8 protein-coding genes are annotated in these 12,780 nt (G+C 40.2%); all 8 read right to left on the minus strand.

The window, feature by feature from the left end; genetic code table 11:
• Window positions 1-60: 60 nt before the first annotated feature.
• Window positions 61-2,382, minus strand: coding sequence for a peptidoglycan glycosyltransferase PbpC (gene pbpC / locus JEP40_RS11485; protein ID WP_198623657.1), 2,322 nt, complete (start codon window positions 2,380-2,382; stop codon window positions 61-63).
• A gap of 48 nt (window positions 2,383-2,430) precedes the next feature.
• Window positions 2,431-7,524: an alpha-2-macroglobulin family protein gene (locus JEP40_RS11490; RefSeq protein WP_198623658.1), complete on the minus strand. Its 5,094-nt coding sequence runs from the start codon at window positions 7,522-7,524 to the stop codon at window positions 2,431-2,433.
• A 296-nt stretch (window positions 7,525-7,820) separates the two neighbouring features.
• The gene (locus tag JEP40_RS11495) at window positions 7,821-8,246 is read right to left on the minus strand and encodes an enhanced serine sensitivity protein SseB C-terminal domain-containing protein (protein WP_198623659.1); all 426 of its coding nucleotides are present in this window, start codon (window positions 8,244-8,246) and stop codon (window positions 7,821-7,823) included.
• Window positions 8,247-8,273: 27 nt separating this feature from the next.
• Window positions 8,274-9,569 (minus strand): aminopeptidase PepB, encoded by a 1,296-nt coding sequence (gene pepB, locus JEP40_RS11500; protein ID WP_198623660.1) that lies wholly within the window; start codon window positions 9,567-9,569, stop codon window positions 8,274-8,276.
• A 278-nt stretch (window positions 9,570-9,847) separates the two neighbouring features.
• Complete coding sequence (gene iscX, locus JEP40_RS11505; protein WP_198623661.1) at window positions 9,848-10,042, minus strand: Fe-S cluster assembly protein IscX; 195 nt, start codon at window positions 10,040-10,042, stop codon at window positions 9,848-9,850.
• A 15-nt stretch (window positions 10,043-10,057) separates the two neighbouring features.
• Window positions 10,058-10,393 carry an ISC system 2Fe-2S type ferredoxin gene (gene fdx / locus JEP40_RS11510; protein ID WP_006533442.1) on the minus strand — a complete coding sequence of 112 codons (336 nt, stop codon included), beginning with the start codon at window positions 10,391-10,393 and terminating at the stop codon, window positions 10,058-10,060.
• Window positions 10,394-10,395: 2 nt separating this feature from the next.
• A complete protein-coding gene (gene hscA, locus JEP40_RS11515; RefSeq protein WP_198623662.1) occupies window positions 10,396-12,246 on the minus strand; it encodes a Fe-S protein assembly chaperone HscA in 1,851 nt (616 codons plus the stop codon).
• An 11-nt stretch (window positions 12,247-12,257) separates the two neighbouring features.
• On the minus strand, window positions 12,258-12,779 hold the full coding sequence (gene hscB / locus JEP40_RS11520; RefSeq protein WP_198623663.1) for a co-chaperone HscB: 522 nt from the start codon (window positions 12,777-12,779) through the stop codon (window positions 12,258-12,260).
• Window position 12,780: the final 1 nt, after the last annotated feature.

Below are 12,780 nucleotides of genomic sequence, written 5' to 3' on the forward strand. Positions count from 1 at the left end.
TATTAAAAAGCGTATTTTAGTTAAAAATCACTCGGTTCTCATTTATCTCTTCGTTTCAGTTTAACGGAATATAAAATTAACCATATTCGTTTGACCACTTAGATCAAGCACCGATAATTGGTATTTACCTCGTTTCTCTAATAAATAAGAGAACGTTTCACCATTTTCAGTCTTTCCTATTTGTTCACCATTTAAAAACCACCATTGCATACCACTCCCACCTTGCGTAGAAACTGTTATTTCGAGATTAGTTTCACCAGGTAATGGTCTTAGTAAATCACCCGCACGAATACCCGAGATAAACAAGGGAATAATGTCTTCTTTAATAGGTGGACATGTTTGAGATACAGGTGGTAAACGCCTTGCTCTACGCTCTTTTTCGGGTAGCCATGCTTCTAATGCTATCGGCCATAAGGCAATATCTTTTAACTCTACATTAGGGCAATTAGGCCCAGTGCGTTTACCTTCATTATCTAACCAAATTTTTTCGTTGATCCCCAAAATACCTTCTTGACCATCATTTAATAAAGTTGGTGGAATGGTGTTATCTAAGATCCAGCTTCGACGACTGACTCTACAATTGCTATCTTCTTTTGGTAATGCCTTACCCGTTGGCCAACAAATGGTTGCAGCGGTTACACTACTAGGGCGTAGATCTGTTGGTGGTCGCTGTTTATTTTGATAGAAATAACCAGTTAATAGGTTATTAACCTGATTCATAATAGGTACAGCTGTCGCAAAACCAAATTGTCCTGCAACTGGTGTGCCATCAGGCCTCCCCACCCAAACTCCAATGGTATAACGTGCATTCACTCCAATAGACCATGCATCTCGATAGCCATAACTGGTACCAGTTTTCCAAGCTAAAGGAACAACGGGCGAAATTGCACTATCTGGACGAGGTCTAGCTTCTCCTGCCAAAATACGCCTTGTGATCCACGCAGAGCCCGGTGACATTAATACCCGATTTTCGATTATCTGTTCCGGTTTGAAACGTAAAGGTGCTGTTTTTCCTTGTCTTGCCAGCGCACTAAAGGCGGAAACAAGTTCATCCATGCGTGTTGCTGTTCCCCCTAAAATCAAGGCTAAATTAGGTTCTGAACCATAAGGAAAGCGCATTTCAAGATGATTATGCCGTAGTTTTGCTGCAAATTTCTTGGCGCCATACACTTCAATAAGTTGTACTGCGGGTAGATTTAAAGAACGACTTAAAGCTTCGCTGGCACTGACTGGGCCATTAAAACCAGAGTCAAAATTACCGGGGCGATAATTATCAAATCGGCGAGGTACATCTTGTAAAAGTGATTCCGCATGAATAAGCCCTTCATCTAATGCAAGTGCATAAATAAAAGGTTTTAATGTTGAACCTGGCGAGCGCCATGCACTAATCATATCGACATGACCAAAGCGTGAATTGTCATTAAAATCCGCAGAGCCAACATACCCTTTCACACTCATATCCGTATGATCAACAACTAAGATGGCTAAGGATGTTTTATCTGCTAGCTGATATTTCCATTGATTTGCAATATCTTCGAGTTGTCGTTGAATATTAATATCAATCGTTGTTGTAATAACAGGCTCTCGTTTTTCGTTATACATACGGCGAGCGAGCAATGGTGCTAATTGTGGCGTTTGTCTTGGTGCTAATAAAACCTGTTCTTCTTTTATTTCATCAATTTTTTCTTGTGGCCATATCTGATATTCAGCCAGCCTATCTAGCACTTTATCACGAGCTGCTTGAGCTCGTTCAGGATATCTATCAGGCCGTAAGCGACTTGGTGCTTGTGGTAATACCGCCATTAATGTTGATTCACCCGCAGACAAATCAGCGGGCGATTTGCCTAAATAAGCCCAACTTGCTGCACCAATACCTTCTAAAGTGCCACCAAAGGGTGCTCTATTGAGGTAAATCTCAAGAATTTCATCTTTTGAGTAATACCATTCTAATTGCAAGGTACGCCAAAGCTGTTTGATTTTTCCGCCCAAAGTTCGAGAATGGGGATCAATCAAGCGAGCCACTTGCATTGATAACGTACTTCCCCCTGAGACAATCCTTCCTGAGCTTAAGTCTTGCCATGCGGCTCGCAATATTGCCATTGGATTAACACCAGGATGTTGATAAAACCAACGATCTTCATAGGTGATGAGAGCATCTAAATATTCAGGAGAGACATCTGCAAGTTTTACATGATAACGCCACACGCCCTCTTTATCAGCAAAGCGCCAAAGAGGTGTGCCATCTTGCGCCGTGACAATAGTAGCTATTTGAGGTTCAGGATCAGGAAGAGGCCAAATTTTGTCTGCGATCCAGACTAAAATGGGAGTTACAAACAGAAAAATAATGATAACAGCAATAAGCCGTTTATATCCTAGTTTCATTCAATCACTCAAAGGAAAAAGCCCTTTCCGAAGAAAGGGCTACAAGATTTAAGGAACAATATCAATCTTGGTTTCTGTTGAACCTATTGCTCGCCAATAAGGCACATACATTGATTCAACTTGTGGAGGTGGTACTTGATAGCTACCCGGTGTAACTGCTCTTGCTAAATAGAGTAATGTTGTCGGACGATATCGGTCTACAGAAACCGCTGCGACAAAGCGATCATCACGATATTCAAGGTGCTTAATATTCGCTTGCCCCATATCATCGATAAACTCTTGCAAGTCTGCCGCACTATCACTCAAGCTTGCACTGCTTGATGCTAAGTTTTGGTTTTCAATTTCAAGACCCGCAGGTAATAAATCAACAACCAAAGCATCAGGTACATCTCTATCTGCTGAAACGTCTAGTTTCACCACCAGCATTTCACCACTTTGTAAGCGATTTGGATGAACGCGATTTCCTTTCAAGTCGTAGTAACTACGATGAACATTTAACACATTACTATAAGGCGCTGGAGCCACTTTCGGATAGCCTACGATATTCATGCGAGAATAAATCGCAGCGCCACCACGGTTGTTTAGTTCCAGCCCTGCTTGTAATTGCATTGATGTTAATGTTTCATTCACCGCACGATCGCTACTGATTGCGGGAACTTGGCGATTTACAGCGACTTCCCAAGGCTGCTCATCCATGTTAATAAAGAAGCGACCTGCAAGATACAGAGAGTTGCTTTCTTGTGTTGAGAACCATTCACGACTCGTTAAGTTATCTGATAACGTAATCACACTTGCATCACGAGATTGTGTTTCAAGATTATTTTCACTTAATAAAGCAATAATTAATGCTTGGTCACGAATAACACTACCATAGTCACCTAACCCATAATTATATTTACGAGTTGTTGTCACACCTTCTGCAATTAAACCTTCTGCTCGACTGTTATCACCCATCAGTTTTAACGCAATGCCTAATTGAACTAACGCCAAACCACTACCGGCATCGTTTCGCTCAAGATAAAGACGACGCAATTCACCTAAAGGTGCTTTTTGCTGATTCGCTAATACAAGTGCTGCATATGCTCTGGCAGAGAAGCGGGCTGCATCTTGGTTAACCGCATATTCATAGTTAACTAAGCTTTTATCTTGTAAATAACGTAATAAACGATCATTGGCTCGTTTTAATGGATCCGCAGGAACCGCATAACCTTGTTGTGAAGCGCGGAATAAAAAGTCAGTGGCATAGGCTGTTAACCAATACTCTTCACGTCCATCTTGGCTCCATAAAGAGAATCCTCCCTCTGCTTTTTGCATTGTCAGCAGGTGGGCAATACCTTTTTCAATCGCTACTTTTCTATCAGCATCAGTTTGCGTTTTTATTCCTAATTGCTTCAACTCTTTTTCTGTTGAATACAAAGAAGGATAAAGCCCACTGACGGTTTGTTCTAAGCAACCATAAGGGTAAGCAAATAACTCTCTTACATAACGTGCAATCTGTAATGGAGGACGGCTTGTCAGTAATAACTCACCTTCAAGCGTTGAATTATTAAAACGATTTAAAACATCTGTTGGCAAACGCCACGTCTCTCCATCTTGTAACGTACTTGCATAATGAAGTGTTTCTGCTGGATAAGCAGGACGAACACCTATATTCCATGTGTTGTGGTAAGGCTTAATTTCTTCACCAGGCACTTTAATACCATAAATAGACAGTGAGAATTCGCCTTGACCAAAACCATGTTTCGCTTTTACGGGTATTTGAACTTGAGTACGTTCACCTTTTGTCAGCGATACCGTTTTACTTTCTGCACCACCTAATCCCACCAAGCCAGAAGCGGTGTAATTTAATGTAATAGATTGTGCGTCATCCGTTAGATTGGTTAAATCTAAAGACAATAATGCATTATCACCACCTGCCATAAATCGAGGTAATGAAAGTTGAGTCACTAAAGGGGCCGCAATAACCACTTTACCTTCTTGACTACCAAATTTATCAGCCGTCCAAGCTTGCGCCATTAAACGAACTTCGCCATTAAATTCAGGAATAGGTAAAGAAACTTCCCCTTCACCTTGGGCATTTAATTTTACAGGGGCTGTTTGTTGAGCAATGATTTGCACATCAGTTAATGGTTTTTTACCACCACGAGATAGAGCAGCGGCTTCACCACCATCACCACCGAAGCGCAGATTCGCTAAACGACCTTGCCCTTCAATTAATTGTCCATAAACATCATATTGATCGATGCTATAACGTTTACGACCAAAGAAGGCATCATAAGGATCGGGCGTTTTGTACTCTGTAATATTTAATACACCCGTATCCACTGCAGAAACTAGGACATTAATATTTTCAGGTAATGGTTGACCCGCAACTGGATTCGCTTTAATGCGGATTTTTAAATCTTGATTTGGGCGAATTTTTTCAGGCGCATCAAGTGAAATATCAATACGACGGTTTTTATCCTGTAATGGTAAATGCAAAATACCAACAGCTCGTTTTACAGTCGCTTGTTTTGAAGTATCACCGGGTCTTACGACAACAGATGTTAGATAGAGATCGTGTCTTGCCCATTCTTTATTAATAGGCACTTCAACATCGAGTCCTTTTTCTGGCACATCAATTTCTTGCCACCATAAAGGCCCATTGCTTGATTCTAATAAGACATAGCCTTTACCCGGATGAGGTGCAACAATGTTTAACTTCACTTTCTCGCCCGGCAAATAACCTTCTTTATCCAGTTTAAGTTTAACTTGGTCAGGTCTTACAGCACCTGTTCCACCTGTATTATCCATCCAAGAATAACCTGCCCAGAACCGTAAGCTACTAACTAATTCTGTTTTAGGATCGACCACTTCAATGCGGTAAGATCCCCATTCAACAGGGAAGGCTACTTTTGCTGTACCGTCTTTCGATATTTTGATGGTTTGTTCATCCATTTGCAGATCTTTTTCGTTATAGCCTGATTCCCAGCCATTAGAACTAGACCAACGCCAATAATAATCATGGCGCTCATAGATAAACTTCACTTTAAGATCGTTAGCTGGTAGTTTTTTACCATCTTGATCTGTATAGACAATTTCAAATTCAGCCATTGAGTTTTCATCAACGCTATAACCTGATTTATATTTGTCTGTACGGTAGTCATAAACTTCTTTTTTAGGGAAAACTGGACGAATACCAGCAAGATGAGTGGCAGGCCAAACAGCTTGTTGATAACGACGAGTAACCGGACGTCCACCCGCTTCAAGTAAGCTTGCTTGTAAAATAATATTAATTGGTGATTTCAGTTCAGCATAGCGATCACTGTCAATACTTAACTCACCTTGTCCATCAGAGTCTAAATTAAGCTCAAACTCATCCAGTAAACGGTTGAAGTTTTCATCTTTTACGGCACCAAATTCATAGCCTGGTAATTTACTGACCGCTTCACGAGAGGCTTTTAAGAAGACTTGTCCTTGTAAGCGATTATCGGCCGCTGGTGCGCCATAAAGGTAACGACCTTCAAGATCAAAATAAGCATCATTACCACTAAGTAGAATACCTTTTTTACCCGTGATGACTAACGCCATTCTCTCTGGCATAAAGTCTTCAACCTGAAATTCATAGAACCGAGGCGTTCCATCACCGATATCAAAACGCAAAGTACGTGTACCAGTATTTTCATCAGCAGGAATAGCTAATTTTAACTGGTAAAGCCCATTTTCAGGTTGCCATACAAAACTACGTGATACTTGGCCATCTGTTTTAAGTAAATCCACTTTAACGGGTTGCTCTTTAATTGGATTACCGTCGCCATCGCGCAGTAATGCATTAACAATTAAAGTTTCACCTGGGCGATAAAGATCACGAGGACCAAAAGCAAAAAACTGTTTGCTATAACCTTGAGGGCCTCCGATATCAAACTCAGAAAGATCAAGCGCAGGTTTACGCAAATCAATCATACTAGTTTGACCATCACGAATAGCCATTAATAAACGCGCTTTATCACTTTTCTCAAGTGTGGCATGTCCTTGGCTATCTGTTTGCGCTTTGGAGATCAAACCGCCTTTTTCATCTAATAAGCGGATTTCTACTTTACTTAACGCAGAACCATTTTTAAGTGATTGGGTGAAAACATCTAACGAATCAAGGTAACTGTGCATCGATAATCCGATATCACTAAAAGTGAATACCGTAGCAGGTACCGTATAAGAGTATTTACCAGCTTGTTGCATTACAGCAATATAAGCACCTTCTTTTTTCAGAGCATCTATTGATTTTAGCGGTAATAATACGTTTTCACGGGTATTTTTTTCTGTATTTAACTCAAAACGACCGGTATAAACCAAATCAGCTTGAGATAAAAATTCATCAGATTCCCAATAGTTAATGTTAGAACGACTTTCCCATTGCGTTAAGAATTGAGCTAACTGCTCGTCTTTTACACGGAAAAAGTTCACATCCACTTGATCCACATTCAAGGCAATAATAGGTAAGCCTTCGGCAGCATCAAATGGTAATAACGATCCTTTACTAGTAAATCCAACTGAAGGGAAAATTTCTTCTGTGGTTAACTTCTGACTAAAAGGCGTTGTTAATGTACGCTCATTAATACCTTTAATTTTTTCATCAATGGTCAAATTTAATTCTGTTGATGGTGGTAAATGACGAAAACGCAACTCCATCAAGTTGTCTGATAATTCCCACGCACCTTCCAGTTTTCCCTTTTTGGTATCAACAAGATGAATAACGTTATCAAACTTTTGGTCTGGATCAAGTGGGACAGAGAAAGTCACCACCATAGTACTTGCACCATCACGTTGCAGTTCTGATGCATCTAACACAGTGATATCTTTTCCTGCAAAACGCATAGCCAACTCATCACGAACTTCTTTACTTTTTAATGCAGTTTCATTATTCGTTTTTGTTGTAACTGCTGATTTTTCGCTAGTTTGAGTGGCAGTATCTGGTGTATTTTGAGCTGTGTTTTTTTGCTCAGTTGTTTGTACGTTTTGCGCTTTGTCTGTTGATGACGAGCTTTCATCAGCTTTGTCATCACACCCACTCAGTGCCAACGCAGACGCCAATACAACAGCAAGCGAGCTCCAACGATAGCCTCTCTTTTCTGTATATTGTTTAAATTGGTTTTGATTCATATCCATTTCCTTTAAATTCAACCCCTGAATAATGCGATGTTTTATGCAGGCCGGGCAGAGATAATATAGATTTTTCTTTGTTCTAATAAGATAAAAATTAACAATATTGACTATATTTTATCGAATATAACTAAATTCTTTACAGTGAAAAACAACCCTATTTTTGCATCAAAAATAAAGATCTAACAAAACAATGTGTTATATAAAAATGCAAACTATTTGCTAAATTAGTCAATTTTCTATTATAGGATAAAAAAAAGCGATATCTGATGAGATATCGCCTAAATTTAAAGGGCACTGAATTAACTATCCAAATTCACTATCGGGATCCCTTTTCTTAAGAACCCCCCAAGTTTGCGTTGATAAAAAGGTGATACGTGGTGGATCATAAAATGGCTCACACCTTTTTCCTCTTTATTCACAAAACAAAAATCTAAGGATTGCCCTTCTTCTAAATATTCAAAAGCCGATTCAGCCGCTTGTGGGAGTATCTGCGCAATCACATCTTCTTCACCAGTTATCTCTAAACCGATAAGATAAAATTCCTCTTCATTATCTTGCTCCTGAGCATTAACAATAAAGGCACGGCGGATTGGTTTATGTTCACCAAAAAACTCGCTAAGTGCGGTTGTCAATTTTTCAGGTTGTGGTTCTAAAACACTTAACGTCAAAGAAGAACCTTCAACAGAAACAATTTCTTGTGTCTCAAATTGTTCAGATACACCCATTGCAAACTCCAAATCCAATAACGTTTATTATTTTGCTTTTGCTAATAACAGATTTGCGATAGAACGCACACCATAACCTGTCGCACCGGCAGCCCATTGTTCTACAGAGGATTTTCTGTAAGTTGCTGAACAGTCGATATGTACCCAACCTTTTTTATAATTAGTGACAAAGTGCGATAAGAAAGCGGCTGCTGTACTTGCTCCCGCAGTATGCGAAGGAGCTGCAATATTATTTAGATCAGCAAAGCTTGAAGGCAATTGGCTACGGTGGAAATCAGCTAATGGTAAACGCCAGAACAACTCATTTTCTTGTTCAGCACTTGTTAGTAATTCAGCCACTAATTTATCATCGAAACTTAATACCGAATGATAGTCATTACCCACAGCAACTTTAGCTGCACCTGTTAGTGTTGCTGCATCAATGATCAGTTCTGGGGCAATATTACTTGCATCAATTAAGCCATCAGCTAGTACTAAACGACCTTCCGCATCTGTATTCATGATTTCGACTGATTTACCATTACGGTAACGAATGATATCACCCAGCTTAAAGGCATTACCGCTAACCATGTTATCTGCGATACACAGCAGTAGTTTCACACGTTTATTTAAACCACGAGTAATTGCTAATGCTAAAGCACCCGCTAATGTTGCAGCGCCTCCCATATCCGCTTTCATTGAATTCATAGATGATGAAGGTTTGATGCTATAACCACCTGAATCGAAAGTAATACCTTTACCTACTAGACATGCAAATACAGGTGCATTGCTATCTTGAGTCGGATTAAAATCTAATGCTAAATAGACAGGGTCACGAGAAGAACCACGGCCTACAGTATAAATGCCGGCATAGTTTTGATCGCGCAGATCGGCGCCTTTAGTGATCTTATAGCTGATATCTTCTTTATCAAGACCGCAGAAAAGATCAACCGTGCGTTGTGCCAGTTGCTCTGGGCCTAATTCTTCAGCTGGGGTATTAATTGTGTCTCTAACCCAATCAACGATACGAATACGTGATTCTAATTCGTGTTTATCCGCTTCGCTTAATTGTGGCCATTCGATAGAACGGGCGCCTTTAGGTGCTCTAAAACCTAACCAAAAAGCCCAGCTACGCTCTATATCCCAGCCTTCACCAACAAGAGCAACATTACGAATACCTTGGCTATCTACTTTACGTCCACCACGCTGAATAGCGCCTAAACGGTTTTCTTCCGTTAAGTGGATTGTCATGCCGGTTTCACTAGTGCTAATTAGTGCTTTTTCACCCCAACACGCTGCTGCTGGTTCATTAGACAGCATGATAGGCATAATTTGTTTATTCATTTATTATCTCTCTATTATTACTGGTGACAGTTAACCTATTCAGACTACCAGATATTTACCTTTTAGCATGATCAATTTACTGCAAAAATCCAGAGACCACTATCATCATCATTTGATATTAAGTGCTTGCATTGTATTCTTCGAGATATCTCTTATAACAAAAACTCAAGGCATCCCTATTTGGAGTTATTTCTAACGTGATTAACCTATTCAATGCAGAACGCCATAATGCAAAAAGACCAGCAATTAGCCAGTCTTTCGATTTGTGGTACAATCAATTATTCAAATTCATCAAGCCAAACAAGCAAAATGGCTTCAAGAATTTTTTCATTTGATTTTTGTGGATCGTCATTAAAATCGTCTAAATTACAGATCCACTGATGCATATCTGTAAAGCGCACAGTTTTAGGATCAGTGTCAGGGTATAGATCAAATAATGCTTCCCCTATTTCACGAGTATCACTCCATTTCATACTTGGCTCCTAAAATTAGTGCTCTCTTGCATGGTTAATCGAATATTTAGGGATCTCAACGACTAAATCTTCGTCAGTCACTTTAGCTTGGCAACTTAAGCGACTTTCAGGCTCTAAACCCCATGCTTTATCTAACATGTCGTCTTCAAGCTCAGAGCTCTCTTCCAGTGAATCAAAACCTTCACGCACTACACAGTGACAAGTTGTACATGCACAAGACATTTCACAAGCATGTTCAATCTCGATACCGTTGCGTAAGGCAACATCTAGAATAGACTCACCTTCTGTTGCGTCAACAACAGCACCTTCAGGGCACAGTGTGCTATGGGGTAAAAATACAATTTTAGGCATAGTTATATCTCATCCACAGAATGGCCTGCCAACGCTTGACGAATAGATGAATCCATTCGACGCGCTGCAAAATCCTGAGTTTGCTTATCCAGTAGTTTAATCGCGTTTTCAATGGCAACAGGATCTGTTCCTTCAACGCTCTCTATTAAGGTATTTACAACGTTGTCGATAGCGGTTTTCTCATCTTCATTTAGCAGATGAGCATCTTCTTCTAATGCCGCAGTTAAACTTTCTAACACGCGTGCTGCTTCGACCTTTTGCTCGGCTAGGCGACGAGCTTGTAAATCTTCTTGGGCATTTTCCATCGAAGATTGGATCATCTTAGCGATTTCAGTATCACTAAGACCATAAGAGGGTTTAACTTGTACTGAGGCTTCAACACCCGTTGATTTTTCCATAGCACTAACACTCAGTAATCCATCAGCATCAACTTGGAAGGTCACGCGAATATGAGCACCACCTGCGGCCATCGGTGGAATACCTCGTAATGTAAAACGTGCAAGAGAACGACAATCACTAACCAATTCACGCTCACCTTGAACAACATGAACGCTCATTGCCGTTTGACCATCTTTGAATGTCGTAAATTCTTGTGCTCTGGCAACAGGGATCGTGGTATTGCGTGGGATCACTTTCTCAACTAATCCGCCCATCGTTTCAAGACCAAGAGAAAGTGGAATAACATCTAACAATAGCATTTCACTATCCGGTTTATTACCCACTAAAATATCAGCTTGAATTGAAGCGCCAATAGCCACGACTTTATCAGGATCGATAGACGTCAGTGGTTCACGTTTAAAATAGTCGCCAACCATTTGACGAACTAATGGCACACGTGTTGAACCGCCAACCATAACCACTTCTAGAACTTCATCAACTTCAACATCGGCATCTTTTAAGGCACGACGAACAGATAATAGAGTGCGCTTCACTAATGATTGAATTAATGATTCAAACTCAGCACGAGTAATTTCACCTTTCCAGCCATTAACACTGATATCAGCAACATCATTATCACTTAATGCAATTTTAGTTTCTGATGCTACATCCAGCAGTTGGCGTTGTAATATCGCATCTTTTTGATGACCAAATCCTGCGCGTTCTCTTATCCAGTCCGCCAATATCATATCAAAATCATCGCCACCTAAAGCGGTATCACCACCGGTTGCCAAGACTTCAAAAACACCTTTGCTTAAACGTAAAACAGAAATATCAAAAGTACCACCACCTAAGTCATAAACAACAATGGTGCCCTCTTTTCCTGAATCTAAACCATAAGCAATAGCAGCGGCTGTTGGTTCGTTTAATAAACGTAAAACATGCAAACCAGCACGACGAGCAGCTTCTTTTGTACCTTGGCGTTGAGCATCATCAAAATAAGCTGGCACAGTGACTACAACACCATCAAGTTCACCACCTAATGATTGCGTTGCACGATCTGCCAATGTTTTTAAGATGTCAGAAGAAACTTGAATAGGATCGACAATTCCCGCTGCTGTTTTAATTAACGGCAAACCATTGTCATTTTCATGGAAATGATAAGGAAGATTTGGATAACGGCTTGTCACATCACTTAGTGAGCGACCCACCATTCTTTTAATTGAACTTATCGTGTTAGCAGGATCTTTTTCTGCTTCTTTTTTAGCATTCCAACCAACGTTGATATTATCAACTTGATACTGCACAACAGATGGCAATAAATAGCGACCTTCGTTGTCTGAAAGCGCTTCGGCTTGCCCACTACGTACAGTGGCAACTAATGAGTGTGTCGTTCCTAAATCAATACCCGCTGCAAGTCTGCGCTGATGCGGTGCAGGCGTTTGACCTGGTTCACTAATTTGTAATAATGACATAACAGTTTCCCTTAAAAACCATCAAACAAGCGTTCTTCAAGTTGCTCTACTTGCTCTTTTAATTTTGCAAGAAAACGTAATTTTCTTACATTATCAGCAGCAATATCCCAAGTTTGGCTATCTAGCGTTTTAACCATTTCGTCATGGCGTACAGTGTACATTTTTTCTAAACGCGCAGAAAAATCAGCTAACAAACTTTCGGCATCAGCACTGTGCTCAATGTTATCCAACTCTTCACGTAATGAGAGTTGCTCCATTAAAAATGCAGTATCGTGCATCGTTTGTTGCTCATTGGCAATATCGATACCGTGCAATGAGAGCATATATTCAGCTCTAGAGAGTGGATTTTTTAAGGTCTGATAAGCCTGATTGATAGTTGAAGCAAACGAGATAGCTTGAACCTGTTCTTTGTCAGATTTACCAGCAAAGCGATCTGGGTGATACTGACGTTGCATATCTTGATAACGTGTAGCAAGTTGCTGTTTATCAATATCAAAATGATTAGGCATACCTAATAGTGTGAAATAGTCCATA

Source organism: Proteus vulgaris (assembly GCF_016239305.1).
GTDB classification, from domain to species: domain Bacteria; phylum Pseudomonadota; class Gammaproteobacteria; order Enterobacterales; family Enterobacteriaceae; genus Proteus; species Proteus vulgaris_C.

Bases quoted from the DNA above. Each gene is read 5' to 3' on its own strand.
- hscB (WP_198623663.1), bottom strand. From the start codon at position 12,779: ATGGACTATTTCACACTATTAGGTATGCCTAATCATTTTGATATTGAT.
- pepB (WP_198623660.1), bottom strand. From the start codon at position 9,569: ATGAATAAACAAATTATGCCTATCATGCTGTCTAATGAACCAGCAGCA.
- JEP40_RS11495 (WP_198623659.1), bottom strand. From the start codon at position 8,246: ATGGGTGTATCTGAACAATTTGAGACACAAGAAATTGTTTCTGTTGAA.
- iscX (WP_198623661.1), bottom strand. From the start codon at position 10,042: ATGAAATGGAGTGATACTCGTGAAATAGGGGAAGCATTATTTGATCTA.
- fdx (WP_006533442.1), bottom strand. From the start codon at position 10,393: ATGCCTAAAATTGTATTTTTACCCCATAGCACACTGTGCCCTGAAGGT.
- pbpC (WP_198623657.1), bottom strand. From the start codon at position 2,382: ATGAAACTAGGATATAAACGGCTTATTGCTGTTATCATTATTTTTCTG.
- hscA (WP_198623662.1), bottom strand. From the start codon at position 12,246: ATGTCATTATTACAAATTAGTGAACCAGGTCAAACGCCTGCACCGCAT.
- JEP40_RS11490 (WP_198623658.1), bottom strand. From the start codon at position 7,524: ATGGATATGAATCAAAACCAATTTAAACAATATACAGAAAAGAGAGGC.